The sequence below is a fragment of the Streptomyces sp. NPDC048650 genome, from assembly GCF_043199095.1.
Taxonomy (GTDB): Bacteria; Actinomycetota; Actinomycetes; order Streptomycetales; family Streptomycetaceae; genus Streptomyces.
The window spans coordinates 1-19,387 of the sequence record NZ_JBICVM010000021.1 but is presented as its reverse complement, the minus strand read 5'-3'; the positions used below and the strand labels follow the sequence as shown (position 1 = coordinate 19,387).

Annotated in this window: 19 protein-coding genes and 3 pseudogenes; 11 read left to right on the top strand and 11 right to left on the bottom strand. The window is 69.4% G+C overall.

Going from position 1 to position 19,387, the window contains the following annotated elements:
- Positions 1-164: 164 nt before the first annotated feature.
- Positions 165-530 carry a DUF4333 domain-containing protein gene (locus ACGFML_RS35460; protein WP_393549794.1) on the bottom strand — a complete coding sequence of 122 codons (366 nt, stop codon included), beginning with the start codon at positions 528-530 and terminating at the stop codon, positions 165-167.
- Positions 531-884: 354 nt separating this feature from the next.
- Here ACGFML_RS35460 and ACGFML_RS35455 point away from each other — a divergent pair, with 354 nt between their 5' ends.
- Both ACGFML_RS35455 and ACGFML_RS35450 read left to right on the top strand, forming a co-directional pair.
- On the top strand, positions 885-1,244 hold the full coding sequence (locus ACGFML_RS35455) for a hypothetical protein (protein ID WP_393549884.1): 360 nt from the start codon (positions 885-887) through the stop codon (positions 1,242-1,244).
- Positions 1,245-1,525: 281 nt separating this feature from the next.
- Positions 1,526-1,885 carry a VOC family protein gene (locus tag ACGFML_RS35450; RefSeq protein ID WP_393549793.1) on the top strand — a complete coding sequence of 120 codons (360 nt, stop codon included), beginning with the start codon at positions 1,526-1,528 and terminating at the stop codon, positions 1,883-1,885.
- A 76-nt stretch (positions 1,886-1,961) separates the two neighbouring features.
- Here ACGFML_RS35450 and ACGFML_RS35445 read toward each other — a convergent pair whose 3' ends face one another.
- Entirely contained in the window at positions 1,962-2,555 is a 594-nt protein-coding gene (locus tag ACGFML_RS35445; RefSeq protein ID WP_393549792.1) for a TetR/AcrR family transcriptional regulator, read from the bottom strand.
- Between the two features lie 67 nt (positions 2,556-2,622).
- On the opposite strand from ACGFML_RS35445, the gene ACGFML_RS35440 reads away from it, so the two are divergent.
- Together ACGFML_RS35440 and ACGFML_RS35435 are read left to right on the top strand one after the other, a co-directional pair.
- On the top strand, positions 2,623-4,440 hold the full coding sequence (locus ACGFML_RS35440) for a protein kinase (RefSeq protein ID WP_393549791.1): 1,818 nt from the start codon (positions 2,623-2,625) through the stop codon (positions 4,438-4,440).
- A gap of 572 nt (positions 4,441-5,012) precedes the next feature.
- Positions 5,013-5,467 (top strand): annotated as a pseudogene (locus ACGFML_RS35435) (transposase); the annotation flags it as partial.
- A gap of 239 nt (positions 5,468-5,706) precedes the next feature.
- Here ACGFML_RS35435 and ACGFML_RS35430 read toward each other — a convergent pair.
- The 4 genes from ACGFML_RS35430 to ACGFML_RS35415 form a co-directional block, all read right to left on the bottom strand.
- Positions 5,707-6,084, bottom strand: coding sequence for a VOC family protein (locus ACGFML_RS35430; RefSeq protein ID WP_393549790.1), 378 nt, complete (start codon positions 6,082-6,084; stop codon positions 5,707-5,709).
- 65 nt (positions 6,085-6,149) lie between these two features.
- Positions 6,150-6,689 carry an EF-hand domain-containing protein gene (locus tag ACGFML_RS35425; RefSeq protein ID WP_393549789.1) on the bottom strand — a complete coding sequence of 180 codons (540 nt, stop codon included), beginning with the start codon at positions 6,687-6,689 and terminating at the stop codon, positions 6,150-6,152.
- Positions 6,690-7,154: 465 nt separating this feature from the next.
- The gene (locus ACGFML_RS35420) at positions 7,155-8,072 is read right to left on the bottom strand and encodes a peptidoglycan DD-metalloendopeptidase family protein (RefSeq protein WP_393549788.1); all 918 of its coding nucleotides are present in this window, start codon (positions 8,070-8,072) and stop codon (positions 7,155-7,157) included.
- Between the two features lie 31 nt (positions 8,073-8,103).
- On the bottom strand, positions 8,104-8,634 hold the full coding sequence (locus ACGFML_RS35415) for an ArsR/SmtB family transcription factor (protein ID WP_393549787.1): 531 nt from the start codon (positions 8,632-8,634) through the stop codon (positions 8,104-8,106).
- A gap of 145 nt (positions 8,635-8,779) precedes the next feature.
- Between ACGFML_RS35415 and ACGFML_RS35410 the strand changes: the two genes are divergently transcribed.
- The gene (locus ACGFML_RS35410; protein ID WP_393549786.1) at positions 8,780-8,974 is read left to right on the top strand and encodes a hypothetical protein; all 195 of its coding nucleotides are present in this window, start codon (positions 8,780-8,782) and stop codon (positions 8,972-8,974) included.
- A gap of 28 nt (positions 8,975-9,002) precedes the next feature.
- Here the strand turns inward: ACGFML_RS35410 and ACGFML_RS35405 are convergent, their stop codons facing one another.
- Entirely contained in the window at positions 9,003-9,677 is a 675-nt protein-coding gene (locus tag ACGFML_RS35405; RefSeq protein WP_393549883.1) for a class I SAM-dependent methyltransferase, read from the bottom strand.
- A 247-nt stretch (positions 9,678-9,924) separates the two neighbouring features.
- Between ACGFML_RS35405 and ACGFML_RS35400 the strand changes: the two are divergent.
- A pseudogene (locus ACGFML_RS35400) lies at positions 9,925-10,194 on the top strand (VOC family protein); the annotation flags it as partial.
- A 109-nt stretch (positions 10,195-10,303) separates the two neighbouring features.
- Here the strand turns inward: ACGFML_RS35400 and ACGFML_RS35395 are convergent.
- Positions 10,304-11,179, bottom strand: a complete 876-nt coding sequence (locus ACGFML_RS35395) for an NAD(P)H-binding protein (protein ID WP_393549785.1) — start codon at positions 11,177-11,179, stop codon at positions 10,304-10,306.
- Between the two features lie 393 nt (positions 11,180-11,572).
- On the opposite strand from ACGFML_RS35395, the gene ACGFML_RS35390 reads away from it, so the two are divergent.
- Entirely contained in the window at positions 11,573-12,046 is a 474-nt protein-coding gene (locus ACGFML_RS35390) for a carboxymuconolactone decarboxylase family protein (RefSeq protein WP_393549784.1), read from the top strand.
- A 371-nt stretch (positions 12,047-12,417) separates the two neighbouring features.
- Here ACGFML_RS35390 and ACGFML_RS35385 read toward each other — a convergent pair whose 3' ends face one another.
- On the bottom strand, positions 12,418-13,017 hold the full coding sequence (locus ACGFML_RS35385) for a CGNR zinc finger domain-containing protein (RefSeq protein ID WP_393549783.1): 600 nt from the start codon (positions 13,015-13,017) through the stop codon (positions 12,418-12,420).
- An 85-nt stretch (positions 13,018-13,102) separates the two neighbouring features.
- Here ACGFML_RS35385 and ACGFML_RS35380 point away from each other — a divergent pair, with 85 nt between their 5' ends.
- Positions 13,103-13,891 (top strand): MBL fold metallo-hydrolase, encoded by a 789-nt coding sequence (locus tag ACGFML_RS35380; RefSeq protein ID WP_393549782.1) that lies wholly within the window; start codon positions 13,103-13,105, stop codon positions 13,889-13,891.
- A 530-nt stretch (positions 13,892-14,421) separates the two neighbouring features.
- On the opposite strand, the gene ACGFML_RS35375 is transcribed toward ACGFML_RS35380, so the two are convergent.
- Both ACGFML_RS35375 and ACGFML_RS35370 read right to left on the bottom strand, forming a co-directional pair.
- The gene (locus ACGFML_RS35375) at positions 14,422-14,967 is read right to left on the bottom strand and encodes a GNAT family N-acetyltransferase (protein ID WP_393549781.1); all 546 of its coding nucleotides are present in this window, start codon (positions 14,965-14,967) and stop codon (positions 14,422-14,424) included.
- 82 nt (positions 14,968-15,049) lie between these two features.
- Positions 15,050-16,163, bottom strand: a pseudogene (locus ACGFML_RS35370) (aminotransferase class V-fold PLP-dependent enzyme).
- 133 nt (positions 16,164-16,296) lie between these two features.
- Here ACGFML_RS35370 and ACGFML_RS35365 point away from each other — a divergent pair.
- The 3 genes from ACGFML_RS35365 to rox all read left to right on the top strand — a co-directional run bounded on the left by ACGFML_RS35365 (position 16,297) and on the right by rox (position 19,163).
- Complete coding sequence (locus ACGFML_RS35365; protein ID WP_393549780.1) at positions 16,297-17,235, top strand: LysR family transcriptional regulator; 939 nt, start codon at positions 16,297-16,299, stop codon at positions 17,233-17,235.
- Between the two features lie 223 nt (positions 17,236-17,458).
- Complete coding sequence (locus ACGFML_RS35360) at positions 17,459-17,698, top strand: hypothetical protein (protein ID WP_393549779.1); 240 nt, start codon at positions 17,459-17,461, stop codon at positions 17,696-17,698.
- The gene (gene rox / locus ACGFML_RS35355; protein ID WP_393549778.1) at positions 17,691-19,163 is read left to right on the top strand and encodes a rifampin monooxygenase; all 1,473 of its coding nucleotides are present in this window, start codon (positions 17,691-17,693) and stop codon (positions 19,161-19,163) included. The genes ACGFML_RS35360 and rox overlap by 8 nt, the downstream gene beginning before the upstream one ends.
- The last annotated feature ends 224 nt before the right edge of the window (positions 19,164-19,387 follow it).

The following is a 19,387-nucleotide window of genomic DNA, read 5'->3' as shown; positions in this document are numbered from 1 at the left end:
GCCGACTTCGGTGACCTTGCCGTCCTTGCCGTCCTTGCCGTCCTTGCCGTTCTCCGCATTGAGGCAACCGCGCGTGTAGGGAGTGACCTCGACCGACGGAAGGTCACCCGTTCAGGAACCTTCTTCGCTCAGTCAAGCACTCTGCTCGACACGACAACGGGTTGTCAGTTCGCGGACCGCGCCGGGGTAGGCGTGTCGTCGGCCTTGACGTTGAAGTTGACCTGGGATCCATCGACTGAGGACACGGTGACCGACACTCCCAAGGTGCTGCCGTCGGCTGCTGTGAGCTTGCACCGGGTGGTGTTGCCCACCTTGCCCACGAGGTCCTCGGGGCAGGTGATGTGTGGCGTTGGCTGGCCCGTTGTGGCGGCGAGCTTTTTGGCGACGGTGGTGGCCAGCTTGTCCGCAGACAGTTTTGGTGTGGACTCTCCCCCATGGGTCGACGCAGAGACCGAGCAGCCGACAAGCAGCACGCCGGCGGCAAGGGTTGAGACGATCGAAGCTGCTGCGGACAACCGGGTTATGGGCATGGTGGACTCCGGTCCAGGTGATCAAGGCAGGAAGGACGCCGGAAGCATACTGACCGGCTGCGCCGTGCATGACGGCGGTCCATGGCATGGACACGGCGGACAGCTCGGAGGGTACGCGCCGACAGAGATACGGGGGCCGGCTCTGGTCGACTGGACCCCCGGGCGACTCCGTATCGCGCTGACCGTCGTCAGCGGCCACGTTAATCCCCCACCACTCACTTTCCCGCGATCCTCCAAGGTCCCCCGCGATCCCCGCAATCCCCCGCGGTGCCGCCCGTTCGCGCAGCGACCTCGCTGCTCGTCGGCCTCGTGCCCGTCGGGAACTGGTGCGGCTGGTTGGTCGTCTCACTGGGCATGCCTTCTGCTCTCGTTCTTGGAATCGACCCGCACACCGTGCCCGGTATGGACGGGGATGCCATTCGCGCTGCGCTCGACCAGGAGCTGGCGCGCTTCGACGGCCATGCCATCGATGCCTCCATGACGCTGCTCGCGCTGGACGAGTCGGCCGAGTCGGCCGAGTCCACGCTGATCGCCGCACTGTCCGAGCGTGAGTGGGACGTTGTCGTCATCGGGGGCGGGATCCGCAGACCGGAGCCTCTTCTGCAGCTCTTCGAGCAGATCGTGAACTTGACGCGACGTCATGCGCCGCAGGCCGCGATCGCGTTCAACACCAGCGGGGGCGACAGCGTCGAAGCGGCCGAGCGGTGGGTGTGAAGGCGGGTCACGGCACGGGAGGCGACCGCAGTCCTCATCCACCGATCCAAACCGGTGGGGTCTGGCAGCGCGCCCTCATCGTCCAGGCATACCTGCTGACCGCGTTCCTCGCCGGCACCTTGCTGCTGCGCACCGTCTGGTGAATTCTCTGCGGCTCCGTGGCGATCTGGCTGATCATGGGTGCATGACTACCTTCTACCACGTGTGCTTTGCGGTCCCTGATCTCGAACGGGCGATGCGGGACTTCCAGCGTTCAGCCGGGGTCGAGTGGAGTGCCCCCGGTGGCCGACAAACTTGGCGAGTGGGACTACCGCATCGTGTTCAGCACCGGCGGGCCCCCCTTCATCGAACTCATCGAAGGGGGCACGGGCAGCCCATGGAATGCGGCGGGAGGAGCCAGGTTCGACCACATCGGCTTCTGGTCCAGCGATGTCCGTAAGGGCTCCCGGCGATTGGAGGAGGAGGGCCTGCCCGTGGACTTCTCCGGCTGCCCCCATGGCCGACCGTTCGTCTATCACCGCATGGACAGCATCGGCGCACGCATCGAGCTTGTTGATACCGGCCGACAGGCGGCGTTTCTCGACGCATGGCATCCGGGTGGAGAGCCGATGCCCGATGTCGACGAGACGTTCGCGGGCTGAGCAGTCGAGCAGCTCGGGGGTGTCGTGCCACACGGGGCGGGCCGCGCCGCTGCACGGCCGCACATACCCTGTCCTGTCACGGGGCCAGTGACCGCCAGATGCGGTCCGGCAGGATCCGGGCGGCCTCGTCGAGATCGACGTCTTCGATACCCGAGAGCCAACGGCGGGCGACGCCGACGACCGGGCCGAGGGCCAGGGATTCGATCAACGGCAGGGGCAGCGGGGCGAGTTCGCCGGCCTCGACCCGGGGCTGGATCCACTGGGCAAAGCCCGAGAGCCGGGCCTCCTGGGCGTCGCGGAGTTCCTTGCCCTGGGCCATGCTGTAACGGTCGGCCATGGAGGAGTGCAGGAGCAGGGCGGCGTCCCGGTGGTCCTGGATGAACGCCAGGTAGGTCCGGACGAGCGCGCGGATGCCCGTTCGGGCGGTGCGGGCACTCCGCAGTGACATGACCAGGTCGCTCAGCAACCGGCTCAGCCAGCGGTGCGTCAGGGCGGCGGCAAGGTTGTCGATGCTGCCGAAGTGGTGGTAGAGGCTGCCCAGACTGACCCCGCTGGCTCGCGTGACCGCGCCGACGGTGAAGCCGCCCTCGCCCTCGGCGACATAGACGCGCAGTGCGGCGTCGAGGAGCAAGTCGGCTGTCGCCTCGCCCCGTTGTTGTTTCGGGCTCATGGGTTCCTCCTCTGCTTCTAGAGTAGATTTCTAGAAACTGATTCCAATTCTAACGGGGCGGGCTGACGTGGTGGAGCTGAGTGGGAGCGGGGCCGAGCCGCTGGAGCCGGAGGATCCGCGCCGGATCGGGTCGATTCCGCTGGCGGGTCGGCTCGGAGCCGGCGGTATGGGGCGGGTGTACCTCGGGGTCCGCGAGGGTCGGTATGTCGCCGTCAAGCAACTGCTGTCCTCCGTCGTCGGCGAGGACGGGGACTTCGTACGCCGTTTCGGGCACGAGCTGGACAACCTCGCCCGGCTGCCTGCGGAGGCCACCGCACCGCTGCTCACCAGCGACCGCACCGCTCGGCCCCCGTGGTTCGCCACCGCGTACGTGCCCGGACTGACCTTGCGGGAAGCCGTCGAGCTGCACGGCCGTCCCCTGCCCGCGCACGCACTGTGGCTGCTGCTGCGAGAGGCGGCCGCACGGCTGGCATCGGTGCATGCACTGGATATGGTGCACCGGGACCTCAAGCCGTCCAACATCATGCTGACCCTCGACGGTCTCACCCTCATCGACTTCGGCGTCGCCCGGGCCGCCGAACAGAGCCAGCTGACCAGAACCGGCATGGTCGTGGGCACGCCCGCCTACATGGCGCCCGAACAGGCCTCGACCTCACGGCGGTTGAGCGGCGCCACCGACGTTTTCGCGCTGGGCTCGGTACTCGCGTACGCGGCGTGCGGCCGGCCGCCCTTCGGCGACGAGTCGGGGCACGGCGTGCTGTACCGCATCGTCCACGAACAGCCCGATCTGGAGCCGCTGCGGGAGCTGGAACCGGAACTCGCCGACGTCGTCGCCGCCTGCCTCGACAAGGCTCCCGAGAGCCGCCCCACCGCCGCCGAACTTCTCGAACGCGCCTCGCAGCACGGGCCGTTCCCCGCCCCGCTGTGGCCGGCGGCCATCTCCGAGTGCCTGTCCGAGCGGGCCGCCTTCGCCGCGGACGTACAGAAGATCGACCTACCGACGACCCCGCTCGCCGAAGGAGAGCCGGAACCGGAGAAGCGTCTCGAGCCGGAGCCCGGGACCGCGTCCCGTCCGGAGCGACCCGAGCGGCCGGAGCGCCGCCGCCGTACCCGCATCCTCTTCGCCGTCCTCCCCGTCGCGGTGGTCGCCGGCGGTACGACACTCGCCCTCCAGAACCTGCCGTACACGTCCTCGCCCCGGGCCGAAGGTCAGGCCACCCCGTCCGCCTCGGCTGCGGGACCGGGCGGCCCGCCGACGTCGACGGCCGGCGGGAACCCGTCGGGCACGGCATCACCGGCAAAGCCACAGACCAAGGGCAAGGGGCAGGGCAAGGGGAAAGCCGAGGAGGATGACGACGGCAAGGGGCACGGAGGCAAGGGCGGGTCCCAGGCCGCGGCCGCCGGGGGCGCCGGGACCGGCGCGCAGGACGGCACGGGCGGAAGCGGCGGCTCCGGCAGCCCGGAGGGTTCCAGCGGCGCGGGCGGTTCCGGCTCTTCCGGCGGCGGGGCGTCCACCCCTCCCACCTCCGGCACCCAGCGCTATCGCAACGGCGACAACGGCAAGTGCATCAGCCAGGTCTACGGCGCCGCGGACTACGGCGACTGCTCGGACTCCACCACCCGTTGGACCGTGCAGAGCAGGTCGGACGGCAGCTTCACACTCGTCAATCGGCAGACCGACCAGTGCCTGTACTCCAACGGTCTCGGCCAGGCCGTCTTCGTGGGCGACTGCGCCCAGAGCACCGGCCGCCTGTGGCATACGGGTTCAGGCGGCAGCCTCCGGAGCGATGACGGCGGCGGCTGCCTGGACCTCGGGATGAGCAGCGGCCTGGTCACGCAGAAATGCACCGGGGAAGCATCCCAGCGCTGGACGAGGCAGACCTGAAGGGTGTTGCCGTTGCTCGATCCGTGAGCCTGCTGAAAGAGTTGACGTGCCGTCCGTCCTCACTGCCCGCGAGTCAGCAGGAAGAGGCCCACGAAAACCATCACCACCACCGCTGCGACACAGAGGGCCGCGCCGGCACAGACCGCGAGGATCACAGCCCATCCGAGACGAGCTATCCGGCGCGACCGCCTCAGCTCCGCCTCGCAGGCACCGTCGTCCCACCAATCCGAACCCACGACCACCACCCCGCCCCGGCACCCCAGCCCCACTCCCCCACATTCAAACCCCACCGCAGTACGCCGCCCTCAAGTAGATCCCGTTCGGCGGCCGACGTGAGGGCACTGAGGGCGCGGTCAGCGCAGGGCCGTGGGAGCGCAGAGCCGCCGGAGCGCAAGGCCGACCGAGCGGCGTCATCGGACTGGCCTCGACCGCGGGTGGCAGCTGGATGGGCAGGCGGGGACGAGGAAGTGCTTGGCGTTGCGTTCGTAGTGCTCTGACCGCATAGGTTGGCCGGTTTGGTGATCGTGGCGGTTGGACCGGTGGTGACGTCCGATCCAACCGCTGGAGGTGCGGTGGCCGAGCCTGTCCGTGTGCGCAGACTGACCGACCAGGAGGGCAGAAGCTGCAGCAGATCGTGCGTCGGGGCAGCACCAGCTCGGTGCGCTATAGGCGCGCGATGATGCTGCCGGCCTCGGCCGACGGGAACCGGGTGTCCGTGATCGCCCAGCTGGTGCAGGCCGGCGAGGACACTGTCCGGGACGTGATCCACCGGTTCAACGAGATCGGCCTGGCCTGCCTGGACCCTAGGTGGGCGGGAGGCCGTCCCCGCCAACTCAGCCCTGACGACGAAGACTTCGTCATCCAGACGGCCATCACCCGCCCGGCCAAGCTCGGCCGGCCCTTCACCCGCTGGGCCCTGCGCAAGCTCGTCGCCTACCTGCGCAAAGCCCACGGCCACGTGATCCGCATCGGCCGCGAGGCGTTACGCCGCCTGCTCACCCGCCGCGGCATTACCTTCCAGCGCACTATGAACGGACCGGCTGTGGTCGGGCGACGGCACCTGGGAACGCCTGCTCCAGCAGGTCCGGGCCGAGGCCGACGCGGCGGGTGAGATCGACTGGGACATCTCGGTTAAGAACGCCCGAGCCGGCGCCACCCGATACGACAAGCACGGCTACGTCTACCTCGGCACGGCCACCGCAGCAGCCCTCGCCATCTGGCTCCGCACATGATCTCGCGGTTGCGCGACTGGACCGTGACCTGACCTCAGTGACGGACCAGGCAGAACGGATGCCCTGCGGGATCGGCATAGATACGCCAGCTCCGTCCCTCGGAACCGTCGTCCAATACGGTCGCAACCATGGCCAGCACCTGTTCTTGGGCTTGGTCCAGGTCCGCAACGCCGAAGTCCATGTGGAACTGCTGGGGACGGGCGGGGTCCGGCCACAGAGGCGGCCGATAGTCCACTGACCGTTGGAAGGCGAACACGAGACCGGAGGACGTGTGCAACGTCGCCCAGTCGTCGCCGACTGCCCACCGCCGATCCTGCTGATTGACGGTCCCGCCGAGCAACGATTGGTAGAACTCGGCGAGTCCCGCCGGATCCGAGCAGTCCATCACTACACATTGAAGACCAGCGATCATGCACAGATCCTAGGTGTCCGTCAGCGGGACCTGCCCCTCGGTATCCAAGATCGCCCGGACAAGTCCTAGCCGGGGAAACGGCCGCAGAGCCAGTTGCCAGGTTCCACCGGGTCGTCACTGATCCAGAACTGGCGCCACAGCAGCGCGAACTCCTCGCGGCTGAGGTGGCCGTCGCCGTTCAGGTCGAGTAGCTCGAAGATGCCCGTCATGTCCACGGGCTGCCCGTTCCAGGTCTCGACGAGCCTGCGGTGTTCCTCCGGGGAGATACGGCCGTCGCCGTTGGCGTCCACGGCGTCGAAGACGGTGTCGGCGGTCGCGGTGACGTCCGCGACCATGGTGGGCAGCCTGTCGACGAGCGAGAGCAGTTCGCTCATGTCGACCACACCGTCCCCGTTGGCGTCCCCGGCCTCCAGCAGCGCCGCCCACCAGCCCATCAGCAGCGTCTCCACCCGCGTGTGCAGCTCCGTCCCCGGGCCCACTCCCGGCAGCCGGCTCCAGCGGGCGACGAGCGCCCTGAAGTCCTCCTCGCACAGATAGCCGTCGCTGTCTGCGTCGAATGCGGCGAACATCCCCTTGAGCTTGCGCTCCTGAAACGCGCTGGCCATCAGCCGGCCTCCTCGACGCCGAACCGCACCATGAACCGCTGGCGACCGCCCTACCGGGTGGCGGACAGCGTGTCACTATAGGTCGGCGCGCGCCCCCGCCTCCACGGGTACATGTGCACGAACGGGCCCGCGACGCACGCCGGTTCGCGGAATCCCACGCCCGAAGCGGGGAACACCCACGTCGTCACGTCGTCACGTAGTCACGTAGTCACGTAGTCACGTAGTTCCGGGGCGCGGTCGCAGACGGGTTTGTCGGTGACGAGAGCGCACGCCTGAGAAGGGCAGCGGTATCGGACTGCACTCCCCGGCCGCCATGACCTGCGCCGGGTCATGGCCGCAGCCGGGCGGTCATCTTCGCGTCGGTATCGGCGGACCCGGGGCTGGGTTTGCAGGCGAACGCGAGTCCTTCAGACAGCTGATGACGTGCGGTCAGCGGATGCACACCACGCACAGCCGTCCCTCGATTCAGGCGCGGGGCTCCGTCGCCGTTGTCCCGGCCGTCTCGGTCGTCGCGGTCGTCGCGGTCGTCGCGGTTGCCTCGGTCGTCGCGGTCGGCTCGGTCGGCTCGAACGTCTCGCCGTTGCGCGGCACGCCGATGCCCCGCCAAGTGAAGGGAGTGCCGTTCGCGGTGTCCGGGTCGGCGCCGTCCATGAGCTGGAAGTGGACGTGCGGCTCGGTGCTGTTGCCGGAGTTGCCGCACCGGCCGACGATCTGTCCGGTGCGCACCCGGTCGCCCACGCCGACGGTGAGCGAACCGCGCTTCACGTGGGCGTAGAGCGCGTGCGTACCCTCGCCCAGGTCGAGGATCACATGGTTGCCGATCACCCGGCGGGCGCCGCCCAGTGAACGGACGATGGCCTCGACGACGAAGAAATAGAGAAGCGCGAACCAGGACGTCCGGCTGAGGTGGTCGCGCTGACGGTCGTCGGCGCGGACGACGGTGGCGTCGGCGACGGCGAGCAGCTCCGCTCCGAAGGCCGGGAATGCCTCACTGCGCCGGGCGAGGGGCCACCAGCCGAAACCGGGCCGGGCGCCCTCGTGCGGCTCCGCCGCGATGTCGATGGCGTACGCCTGACCGTAGGCCCGCGTGCCATGGCTGGGGACCTTGTCGGCGGGGCTGTTCAGCGCCCTCCAGCGGCCGGTGACTGGCACGTCGACCTCCACCGCTTCGGCGCCGGAGCCGGTCACCGGCCGGTCGTCCGCGCCGGCCTTCCGGCGGTTCACACCGAACCCGATCAGCACCCACAGGCCGAGCGGGATCCATGTCCACCAATAGGAAAAGTCGGCGAAGAAGCTCGCGACGAACATCACCAGGAACGCCAGCAGGCAGGTTCGGGCGGCAAGCTCGGATATCTTGCGCAGGGTCAGGGACCTGGGTTTCATTTCGTTTCCCCCTGGAGTCGGCCGGGCAGCGTCAGCGCCCGGCGGCGGTCAGCATCACCAGCAGCGGTACGACCCGGTCGGCCGGCACCTCGTAGCGGCCACGGGCAGCCGTGTGCAGCCAGCCGACGGCGGTCAGCTGCCGAAGATGGTGGTAGATCTGGCCGGTCGTGCCCATGCCGTCGAGCTCGGTGAGTTCGACGGCGGTGCAGCGGCCACCGAGGATCTCGCGCAGCAGCCGAAGCCGTACGGGCTGGCCGAGCGCCGCGAACGACTCGGCCGCATCCGCCCAGTCACCGTCCAGCACCGTGTCGGTGACCAGGCCGTACTGCCACTCGTAGCGCTTCCCGGACGGCGTCCGTACAGCGCCGGTGAACAGCACCCCGCCGTTGTCGGCGCCCAGCCCGGCGAGCTGGTCCTTGAGCCCGTGCAGGGCCCACAACTCGTCGTCGGGCTCGCGCTTCGGCGAGGGGACGGGCATCCCGCTTCCGGCCGCTTGCTCGGTCACCTGCTCCAGCGCGGCCAAGCGGCGTTCCAGCGCGGCAACGCGCCGCTCGAGATTCATGACTAGAGATTACGTAATTACGTAATCTCTAGCAAGCGGTCGGCCCCGTGGGCTTCCACGTTGAGTTCCTGCGCCGGCGCGAGCGGGATCGGCTGAGGGAAGACGGCTCGGAGGTGTCGCCGAAGGCCATGACCACCGGAGCGGGATGCTCACGCGTCACGCCGTGCGCGCCGTCTCCACCACATGCCCGACGCCGCCTCTGGCACAAGAGAAGATCGCCCAGCTCGACGCCCGTCAGGAGCGCAGGGCATCGGAGGCGTACCTCAAAGTCGCCTCGTTCGACCGGATCGAAGCTCGAACGGCGGTGAGCCCTGATCACGAATCGACGCCTGAAGCCTGACGGATCCCCGTCCGGCGGGTGGATGCGCTCATCCGTTCAGTGAGGCAGCCCCTGACTGGGCTTTGCGGGCGAGCAGTTGAATTTCCTTGAACTGCCGTCGGTCGGTGGGCTGAGGCTCGCGAACCATCCGGGCCACCTCGGCCAAGCCGGACGTGCGCAGCATTGCGGCGAGGTGATCGGGCCACCACCGATAGGCCGGCGCGACTGCGTGGTCGAAGACCTGCGTCGGGTGAGACGGATCATCGGTTGCCGAAAACCCGACCAGAAGGTGGCCGCCAGGTGCCAGCACACGATGGAACTCCGCGAGGATGACGGGCAGTTCCTGCGGCGGAGTGTGGATGACGGACCAACGTGAGAGTACGCCGCCCAGCGCGCCGTCAGCGATGTTCAACGCGGCCATCGAGCCCACGTCGAACCGCAGGCCCGGATAGGCCTGCCGAGCCAACTCGATCATCGCTGGAGAGGCATCAACACCGAACGCCGCCAGCCCCAACTCGCCCAGATGCGCGGTGATATGGCCAGGCCCGCACCCCAGGTCCGCGACCTCACCGTCCCCACTCGCATTTACCACCTCGGCGAAGGCACCCAGGATCGCGCGGTCCAGGGGACTGTCACGCAACGTGTCGCGGAACAGCTGCGCATAGGTGGGGGCGGCAGCGTCGTAGGCCTCGCGGGTGGCACCGAGGGCATCGTGTTCGACCATGCTCACGACAGTAGTTCCTGGCCCGAGGCGAGCCAAAGAATCACGGTCTTCCCTTCCCTTCCCTCCCCTCCCTCCCTCCCCTCCGCCCGCGTTCGCCCGGGCTGCCGCCGGTTCAGGGATGCCTGCGTCCGCTGTCCGGACTCGGGAGGGGTCGTCTCCGTAGGTGCGGGCCCCGGGTCGGCAGGCTGCCGTCAGGAAACGCGGTGAGGGTCCTGGCCGCGCTCTGGTCCGGAACGGCGGGCAACCGGTGTCATCGATCAAGCAGTTCCAAGTCACCTTCGACTGCGCAGAACCTGCGCGCCTCGCCGGCTTCTGGTGCGAGGTGTTGGGGTACGTCGTACTGCCGATCCCGAAGGGGTTTGCCACTTGGGAGGACTACGATCGCACGCTGCCGCCTGAGGAGCAGGTCACCCACTTCGCGTGCGGTGATCCCTCGAGTGTGGGCCCACGCCTGCTCTTCCAGCGCGTTCCCGAGGGGAACATCGTCAAGAATCGGGGGAATCTCTGTGTACGTCTCCTGAGAAAGTCCTCGGCTTCGTACGAGCAGCCTCCACCGCGGCGAACAGGCCCGGCACAAGGGGTTCCCTTGGGCGTTCCACGGTCGTGCTCGACCGTGCCGGCGTCTGTCACCCCTCCAGCAGCGGGCGCAACTGCGCATGAGCCCACCCACTGAGTGGGGTGGGGGTGGTGGTGAGCAGGTCGCGCGGCTGCTCGGGCACCAGGTCGCGCGATCCGGCGGTCATCCCGACGATGCCCTCCACCGCCGGGGGAGGCAGCCCGGCCGCGCGCAGAGCGTCCCGCACCGCGTCGTCGGTGACGAGATTGAGCCGGACCGGGTGCCCGAGCGCCTCGGTGAGGATCTGCGCGACCTGGTGGAAGGTGAGGTCTTGTGGCCCGTGGACGGCCTGCACCGACCGGCCCCGCCAGGTGTCGCTCAGCAGCCGGGCCGCGACCACGTCGCCGATGTCGCGCGGATCGACCCATGGCATCGGCTGTTCGGGATCGAACGCGGTGGTCAAGACGCCCTGGGAGAGCCCTTCGAGGTCCAACAACAGGTTGGTGAAGAAGTACGCGCACCGCAGGTGCAGCACATCCGCCCCGGTGGCATCGAGCCGTTCCTCGATCCCGGCCAGTGCGTCGATGTGGCCGACCCCGTGCCGCCTCTCCGCCCCGATACTGCTCAGCAGCACCACCCGCGCCACATCGCCGACCCGGGCGGCCTCCACCAACGGTGCCGCGGTCCGCAGCGAGATCTCGATCGGATCGGCCGCCGAGTGTGGAGTGGGATCGACCCACAGGACAGACCGCGCCCCCACCACCGCGTCGCGGACGAACCCGGCGTCTGTCAGGTCACCCCGGCACACATCGACCCGCGCACGGGTCGCCTCATCCAGGCGGGCCGGGTCACGGACCAGAACGCGGGGACGGACGCCGGCCTGGAGCAGCAGCCGCACCACGCGCGATCCCACGTGTCCGGTCGGTGTGGTGACCACGATGCTCATCGGGACCTCCCTTTCCTGCAGTTCACTGGCGTTCCACGCACTCTAGGGACCCGCGTGACCGACAGCAGTCGCCTCACCGCTCCCGGCACGCCCACACTCGCGAACCAGCCATTTCCCACACGGTCCAGCATTCCGGTGCGGCTTCCGCGGACGAGACTCGTGACCACGAGACTCGTGATCACCAGGCTCGTGACCACCAGGTCCGTGCCGTCGAACGTCGGGTGGCCGAGGGCCTTCGGTGCCAGGGGTGGCCGCTCGGCAGTGGACGTGCATGTCGTCGCGGTCCCCGCTGCGGCGCGGGAGGGAAGTCGCAGGTCAGGCGCTCATGTCACATTCTGCCGAGCTTCTCCGTCATAAGTGTGCAAGCACCGACAACGACAGAGGAGATTCACCATGAGTGCTCGTTTGGACGCCTTCGGCAGCCCGACCGTGGGCAAGGTCTTCAAGCACATCATCGCGGCGGGCAAGGTGCTCGAGGACTCGACGCTGCCGGCCGCGACGCAGGAGCTGGTGAAGCTCCGCGCCAGTCAGATCAACGGGTGCGGGTTCTGCACCGACATGCACAGCAAGGACGCCGCCGCGGCCGGTGAGACCTCGGTTCGTCTCCACCTGGTCGCGGCGTGGCGGGAGGCCACGGTCTTCACCGAGGCCGAACGGGCCGCGCTGGAACTGGCGGAGCAGGGCACCCGCATCGCGGATGCGGCCGGTGGGGTCACGGACGAGGCCTGGGCGAACGCCGCCAAGCACTATGACGAGGAGCAGTTGGCCGCCCTGGTGTGCGGGATCGCCCTGATCAACGCCTTCAACCGCGCGAACGTCATCATCCAGCAGCCCGCCGGCGACTACCAGCCCGGCCAATTCGCCTGACCCTGGGCGCCTGGCCGGACTGCTGGCGCCTTCGCGGCGGCAGCATCACACGCCCCGGGCGCCCCTCACCGGGGCCCGGGGCGTTGCGCCGCGCCGGGGCGGATGAACCCGCACGGCGGCTCGTTCGCCCTGGGGATCCCTACGGCGCGGCCGGGGCCCGGCTGACCACCACCGCACTGACCACCCTGCGCCACAGCGGCCGGCGCCTCAACCGCGCGGAGGTACGCCTCCAGCTCGGCGGCCCCGGTCAGCATCGCGCGCCCGCGGGCGGACAGCCGACTGTGCCAGTCGTGCAGGGGTCCCCGAGCAGGTCGGGGAGCCGCGCCCATCCCCTCGCGTCGGCGCCACTCCCCCGCGCGGCACGGGGTTCGTCAGTCTGCTTTCGGCCGGGGACGCCGGGCGTAGGCGCGGGCGGCGCGGGCGCGGTCGCCGCAGCGGGTGGAGCACCAGTGGCGGCGGCCGTGGCGCAGCAGGTAGCGGTTGCAGGGGGGAGAACCGCAGTCGGTGAGGCGTTCGGCGTCGGGGCCGGTGAGAAGGTCGGCTGCGTTGGCCGCGAGGTTCGCGAGAGCGCGGTCGAGGATCTCGTTGGTGGGGCAAGGCGCCGCGCGGTAGGGGCCGTTCCTCTCGTCCCAGTACAGCAGGGCGGCTGTGGGAGCTCTGCTCAGCGCGTCGTTAACGGCGGACAGTGCCGCGGGCAGGGCGGGCACGGCGGCGACGCGGGCGGCGAACAACGCCCTGAGGTGTTCGCGCAGGGAGCGCAGCTGCGTCGCGCACATCTCCTGCACCCCGGCGTCGGCCGGCGCGAGGCCGTGTTCGGTGAGCCACCGATTCGTGCCCTCGGGGGTGCCGAGGAAGTCGATGAAGTGCCCTCCGGGCAACGCGATGGCGCTGTTGACGAAGTCGAGGGCGAGGTAGTCCTCCGCCCCCGGCGCGGGCGGTGGCACGGATTCGGCGGTCGGGGTCTCGCTCATACCTGTCATGGTACGGCTTGCATCCATCCGTGAGACACCCGTAGTGTCCCTCACGAATAAAACGCTCTCTATCCGTGAGGTTTTGATGGCTGGTACCAGCACGACCACTGAGCAGATCCCCATTCGCGTCTTCGGCGGCCCGACCGCGCTTCTCGAATACGGGGGCCTGCGGTTCCTGACCGACCCGACCTTCGACACACCCCGCGAGTACCACGTGCCGGGTGGCCGGCTGACCAAGACGGCACCCGCCTCCGCCTCGCCGGCCGACCTTGGCCGTATCGACGTGGTCCTGCTCTCTCACGACGAGCACCCCGACAACCTCGACGAATCCGGCCGGGCGGTGCTCGCCGACGTCCCGCTGACCCTCACCACTCCTGGTGGTGGGCAGCGCCTGGGCGCGGGGGCCAGGGGGCTGGCCGACTGGGAGTCGATCGCGCTGGACCGCCCCGGTGGCGGCACGATCACCGTCACGGGCGTGCCGGCCGTCCACGGGCCCGGCGCGCGCGAGGAAGTCGAGCCGATCACCGGCCAGGTCGTCGGATTCGTTCTGACCGGTGAGGGTCTGCCCACGGTCTACGTCAGCGGCGACAACGCCTCGCTCGACCTGGTCGAGGAGATCGCCGAACGGTTCGGCCCGGTGGACACCGCCATCCTGTTCGCCGGGGCTCCCCGCTTCTCCGTCCTCTTCGACGGCGCGCTGATCGTCCTCGACAGCGCGCAGGCCGCCGACGCCGCCCAGATCCTCGGTGCCCGCAGGGTGGTTCCCGTCCACTACGACAGCTGGGCGCACTTCACCGAGGGCCGTGACGAACTGGTCGCCGCGTTCACCCGCGCCGGACTGCTCGACCGCCTGGACCTGGGTGACCGGGGCTGACGGCGCAGCGGGCAGACCGGACGCCGACCGATGCCCCGACAGGGCCGGTCGGCGTTGGCCGATTGCCGCCGAAGGGTGCCGCGGAGATCTCGGCTCTCGCCGCATCCGGCCCCCGAACGGTCATGGCCGCCATGGGTTTCTTCGACCCTGGACATGCTTATGGGAGAGACTGGTTCGCATGACCACTTGAAGAGCACATGCCGGGCGGCAGGGATGGGTGAAGGTCAGTACCTGGGAGACGGTATGGGACGGAGAGCAGCAACTCTGCGCGGATTGCGGGACGCCCGTCCGCTCGTACCAGTACCGCTTCCATCCGCCTGAGGACTCGGTGTTCGAGCGGCGCGTCGGCTTGGCTTGGTGTTCGGCATGCCGGATCTACGTGGGCGCGATGGTTCACGTTCCCCGGACGCGAGTCCTCGTCGACGCCTTGTCCGCGCTCCCCGAGGACCAACGGGACCGGCTGCGACGCAAAGAGGCAGCGCTGGTCGAATATCTGGACGGCCAGGTCGATGGAGAGCAGCCGCAACCGATCAGAGCGGGGCGAGGAGCATGAGGACCTCGTCACGGGTGTCGTCAGGAGCCAGGCGGAGGGCTCCTGGCCAGCGACCGATCTCACGCCACCCGAGCCGCCCGTAGAAGTCCTCCAACCCCTCGCCCGCCCGGGCCGCGAGATGCAGCTGTTCAAGGCCCAGCTCATCGCGGGCGACCCTCCGCAGCTCACGCATGAGGGCAGAGCCGATGCCCCGGCCGCGGAAGTCCGGGTGGGTCTGAAGGTGGTTCACCGTGCCCCAGTGCCCGATGAGCCGGTAGGGATCGCGGTGGAGGATGACCCATCCGGCCAGAACTCCGTCGCACTCAGCGGTGAGAAGACGGCTGTGCTGTGGGTCGAGGCGGTCGAGCAGCTTGTCGGCGACGGGCGCGACGTCCTCCTCTCGGACCGGCGGGAACGGGAATCCGGCGGCGCCACCGGAGTTGGTGACCGCGATCCAGCAGTCGATCACCTGGCGCCGCAGTTCGGGGGTGACCGTGTGCGGAGCGGTTGTCCGGCCGAGGTCCAGTGCGTTTTTGTGGGGCATGAGGGGGATCATGCCAGCGGTGTCCGACACCGTTGCAGGTGTCGGGCTTTCGCGTTGGGGGGCGAGGAACCGTCGTCGTCGGTCAGCTTGCGGTGGCCAGCTCGGCGAAGACCTCGACGGCGCGGTCGAGTTCGCTCTCGGTGTTGTAGTAGTGGGGCGAGAGCCGCACCAGCGGGTGGACTCCTCGCTCCTCGGTGTCGAGCTGGGTCTCCATCGGGAGGGTGACGCTGACGTTGATGTCGTGCGCGGCGAGCGCGGCGGCGACGTCCGCGGTGGGCATGGCGTCGACCTTGGCAGTGACGATCGCGCACCGCTGTCGACCGAGGTCGTACGTGGTGACGCCGGGTACGGCGTCCAGCCGGTCGCGCAGGGAGGTGCCGAGAGCGATGGCGCGTTGGCCGATGTCGTCCATGCCGATCTCCAGGGCCTGCTGGACGGCGGCGCTCAGGCCGAGCACGTTGGAGTAGCTGCGCTCCCAGGTCTCGAAGCGCCGGGCGCCGTCGTGCCAGGTGAAGCCCCGCCTGCCGTCCCAGGTCGACGCGGCGATCTCGTTGACGTACGGCTCCAGGTGATCGAGCGCCTCGGGGCGCACCCACAGAAGCCCGGTGCCGCGCGGGCCGCGCAGGAACTTGCGGCCGGTGGCGGTGAGCATGTCGCACGCCCGCGGCCCGGGTGATGCGGCCGATCTCGGCGGCGGGGTTGACCAGGCCGCCGCTGGTGGGGACATGGCTGATGCCGACCAGCCTGGTCCGGTCGTCGATGAGGTCGGCCAGGGCGGTGGTGTCGACCTGCCCGGACGCGTCGTTGGGGACGACGACGACCTCGGCGCCGGTGCGCTCGGCGATCTGCAGGTAGGCCAGGACGTTGCTGCCGTATTCGGCTCGGCCGGTGAGGATGCGGTCGCCCGCCCTGAACGTCATGGAGTAGAACGCGGCGTTCCAGGCATGGGTGGAATTGTCGAACAGCGCGATCTCGCCGGGCCCGCCTCCCACGAGCTGGGCGATGTGCGTGTGGGCGGCGTCGATGCGGTCCCGTTCCCGGGCCGCGGCCTCATAGCCGCCGATGGCAGCCTCCAGCTCCAGATGGGCGGTCACGGTCTCAAGGATCCGCCGGGACAGCAGGCCGGCCCCCGCGTTGTTGAGGTGGATCCGGTTCGCGGTGCCCGGGGTGTCCCGGCGGAGCGCTTCGATGTCCATGGCCTGTGTCCCGTCCGTAGGTTCTGCGCGCGCGGCGCTTCTCTGCTTCAACGCTCCCAAAACGCCGATTTTCAGAAAAGTGAATGCTTCTGGACTTGATAGGTCACAAAATTTGATGGATGGAGAGAGAGGCATGCACAACCTGCGCCGTCTGGAGGTGCTGCGCGAGCTGAAGCACCGCGGCACCCTGGCGGCCGTCGCGGCGGCCATGTCGTACAGCCCGTCCGCCGTCTCCCAACACCTGAGCCTGCTGGAGTCCGAGGTCGGCGCGCCGCTTCTGGAGCGGGACGGCCGCAGGGTGCGGCTGACGCCTCAGGCCGAGATCCTGGTCGCCCACACCGAAGCGGTGCTGCAACAGCTCGACCGGGCCCGGACGGAGATCGCCGCCTCCCTTCAGGAGCTGGCCGGCACGCTGCGAGTGGCCGCCTTCCAGACAGCGATGCTCACCCTGGTGCCCACCGCCCTGACCTGGCTGCGCGACACGCACCCGGGCGTACGCATCGAGGTGACCCAGGCCGAACCGGACACCGCACTGGCCGCTTTGCTGGCACGCGATGTCGACCTCGTCATCGACGAGACCTTCCCCGGCCATGCCCGCCCGCCGCAGCCCACCGAACTGAGCCATCACGTGCTGGGCGAAGACCGGATGCGCCTGGCCGTCCGCGACACCGCCGTGCGGTCACTGTCCGAACTGGCCCAGCATCCCTGGGCGATGGAACCCATCGGCACCCCGGCCAGACAGTGGGCCGTCTCCGTCTGTCACGCGGCCGGCTTCGAGCCCGACGTCGCCTTCGAGTCCGCCGACATGCTGGTACACGCCCGCCTGGCGGCACAGGGCCACGCCGCGGCCTTCCTGCCGGATCTCCTGTGGTTCGACCGCGCCCCCGACGTCACCCTGCTCGCCCCCGCGCCCACGCACCGGCGCGCGATCGTGGCCACGGTCCGCACCTCCGCGAACGACCATCCGCTGGTCCGCACGGTCCTGTTCAGCCTCCGCCACGCGGTGCAAGAAGCGACCACGGTCGTAGGCCGGCACCTGGGGAACGACCGCCCTGCGCCGCCTCCTCGCTGATCGACGGCAGGCTCGTCGTTCCGCGGCCACATCCGCAGGCCCAGGGAGGTGCTCCTCGCCGCCGGCATCCCCGTACGCGACGCGTCACCGCTTTGCGAACCCGGGAGGAGATCGTCCGTCCACAGCGGACGACAAACACAAAGGCAAGGAGTACTCACTCCTTGCCACTTTCAAGATATAGCGCACCGGGGGCCTTGCGACAAGGCCCGGGTCGTGCCGCAGAATGCTCGACCAAGGCCAGGACCTGCGGAAACAACAGATGTGCGAAGTACGTGTGGTGTTGTCGACGCAGGCGTTGCTCGCGAAGGTCGATGGGTTGCTCGCGAACGTCGAACCGCCGGTGGGCCGCGCGGTGCGGTTGCGCTGCGGGACTCGGCGCGGAGCTGCGGGTGCGCCCGCCGCCGGACTGCGCGCAGCGGCCGGCCGGATTCCCTTCTCGTTGAATGGGCGTTTTGATGATTGACGTGATCGTGGTCGGCGGCGGACCGACCGGCTTGATGCTGGCCTGCGAGTTGCGGCTGCACGGTGTGCAGGTGATCGTGCTGGAGAAGCTGGCCAACCCGACCGGGGAGTCCCGCGGGCAGGGCCTGCACGCGCGCAGCGTCGAGATGATGGACCAGCGCGGCCTGCTCGACCGGTTCCTCGCGGTGAGTGAGAAGTTCCAGGCCGGCGGTCTCTTCGGCGGCATCGTGAAGCCGTGGCCGGGCGGGTTGGACACGGCGCACCCGTACGGCGTCGCCACCCCGCAGCCGCTCACCGAGCGACTGCTCGACGAGCGCGCCGTCGAACTCGGTACCGAGATCCGGCGCGGTTGCGAAGTGGTCGGGCTGAGCCAGGACGAGGACGGGGTGACCGTCGAGCTGGCGAGTGGGGGCACCCCCGGCAATGAGGGCGTAGCCGACGAGGAGGGGGGCGGCACACAGCTGCGCTCGCGCTACCTCGTCGGGTGCGACGGCGGACGCAGTGCGGTGCGCAAGCTGCTCGGCGTCGGTTTCCCCGGCGAGCCCGCCACGGTCGAGACGCTCCTCGGCGAAATGGAGGTGACCGAGGATCCGGCGACGATCGCCGCCGTCGTCGAGGAGGTCCGCAAGACCCAACTGCGGTTCGGCGTCAGCCCCGGCGAGGACGGGGTGTGCCGTGTCGTGGTGCCCGCCGACGGCGTGGCCGAGGACCGTGCGACCGCGCCGACCCTCGAGGAGTTCAAGCAGCAGTTGCGGGCGGTGGCGGGCACCGACTTCGGCGTGCACTCGCCGCGCTGGCTGTCCCGGTTCGGCGACGCCACCCGGCAGGCCGAGCGCTACCGGGTCGGCCGGGTGCTGCTGGCCGGCGACGCGGCGCACATCCACCCGCCGACCGGCGGGCAGGGTCTCAACCTCGGCGTGCAGGACGCGTTCAACCTCGGCTGGAAGCTGGCCGCCGCGGTCAACGGCTGGGCACCGGAGGGGCTTCTGGACAGCTACCACGCCGAACGGCACCCGGTGGGCGCCGGCGTGCTGGACAACACCCGCGCGCAGATCACGCTGCTGGGGAGCGATCCGGGTGCGACCGCGCTGCGGGAGCTGTTCTCGAAGCTGATGGACTTCGAGGAGGTGAACCGGTACGTCACCGGGATCGTCACCGCGGTCGAGGTCCGCTACGACTTCGGCGAGGGGCACGAACTGCTCGGCCGTCGGATGCGGGACGTGGAGCTGCAGCGGGGGCGCCTCTACGAGCTGATGCACGACGGCCGCGGACTGCTGCTCGACCGGACCGGCCGGCTTTCGGTGGCGGGTTGGGCGGATCGGGTCGATCACATCGTCGACATCAGCGAGGAACTGGACGTGCCCGCGGCACTGCTGCGGCCGGACGGCCACGTGGCGTGGGTCGGTGACGACCAACAAGATCTGCTCGGCCAACTGCCCAGGTGGTTCGGTGCTGCCGTCAGCTGAGTGGTGCCGTACCGCCACGTCGTGCGCGACACCCGTACAAACCCGAGCGTTGTTGATGGACGACAACGCCGCAGATGTGCGTGCCAGACCTCGCGAGCCCGACGTGATCCACATGACACACCCTAGATCTATTGATCACGAGCGTTGTTAACGGTTGGGTCTTGATCACGGCGAAGGCCTCCGTGTGTGGTGGAGGTGTCGAATCTTCACCGCACGGAGGCCTT

Excerpts from the sequence above, each read along its gene's own strand:
- ACGFML_RS35460 (WP_393549794.1), bottom strand. The coding sequence starts at position 530 with ATGCCCATAACCCGGTTGTCCGCAGCAGCTTCGATCGTCTCAACCCTT.
- ACGFML_RS35455 (WP_393549884.1), top strand. The coding sequence starts at position 885 with ATGCCTTCTGCTCTCGTTCTTGGAATCGACCCGCACACCGTGCCCGGT.
- ACGFML_RS35445 (WP_393549792.1), bottom strand. The coding sequence starts at position 2,555 with ATGAGCCCGAAACAACAACGGGGCGAGGCGACAGCCGACTTGCTCCTC.
- ACGFML_RS35430 (WP_393549790.1), bottom strand. The coding sequence starts at position 6,084 with ATGATCGCTGGTCTTCAATGTGTAGTGATGGACTGCTCGGATCCGGCG.
- ACGFML_RS35425 (WP_393549789.1), bottom strand. The coding sequence starts at position 6,689 with ATGGCCAGCGCGTTTCAGGAGCGCAAGCTCAAGGGGATGTTCGCCGCA.
- ACGFML_RS35420 (WP_393549788.1), bottom strand. The coding sequence starts at position 8,072 with ATGAAACCCAGGTCCCTGACCCTGCGCAAGATATCCGAGCTTGCCGCC.
- ACGFML_RS35415 (WP_393549787.1), bottom strand. The coding sequence starts at position 8,634 with ATGAATCTCGAGCGGCGCGTTGCCGCGCTGGAACGCCGCTTGGCCGCG.
- ACGFML_RS35410 (WP_393549786.1), top strand. The coding sequence starts at position 8,780 with ATGCTCACGCGTCACGCCGTGCGCGCCGTCTCCACCACATGCCCGACG.
- ACGFML_RS35405 (WP_393549883.1), bottom strand. The coding sequence starts at position 9,677 with ATGGTCGAACACGATGCCCTCGGTGCCACCCGCGAGGCCTACGACGCT.
- ACGFML_RS35395 (WP_393549785.1), bottom strand. The coding sequence starts at position 11,179 with ATGAGCATCGTGGTCACCACACCGACCGGACACGTGGGATCGCGCGTG.
- ACGFML_RS35390 (WP_393549784.1), top strand. The coding sequence starts at position 11,573 with ATGAGTGCTCGTTTGGACGCCTTCGGCAGCCCGACCGTGGGCAAGGTC.
- ACGFML_RS35385 (WP_393549783.1), bottom strand. The coding sequence starts at position 13,017 with ATGAGCGAGACCCCGACCGCCGAATCCGTGCCACCGCCCGCGCCGGGG.
- ACGFML_RS35380 (WP_393549782.1), top strand. The coding sequence starts at position 13,103 with ATGGCTGGTACCAGCACGACCACTGAGCAGATCCCCATTCGCGTCTTC.
- ACGFML_RS35375 (WP_393549781.1), bottom strand. The coding sequence starts at position 14,967 with ATGCCCCACAAAAACGCACTGGACCTCGGCCGGACAACCGCTCCGCAC.
- ACGFML_RS35365 (WP_393549780.1), top strand. The coding sequence starts at position 16,297 with ATGCACAACCTGCGCCGTCTGGAGGTGCTGCGCGAGCTGAAGCACCGC.
- ACGFML_RS35360 (WP_393549779.1), top strand. The coding sequence starts at position 17,459 with ATGCTCGACCAAGGCCAGGACCTGCGGAAACAACAGATGTGCGAAGTA.
- rox (WP_393549778.1), top strand. The coding sequence starts at position 17,691 with ATGATTGACGTGATCGTGGTCGGCGGCGGACCGACCGGCTTGATGCTG.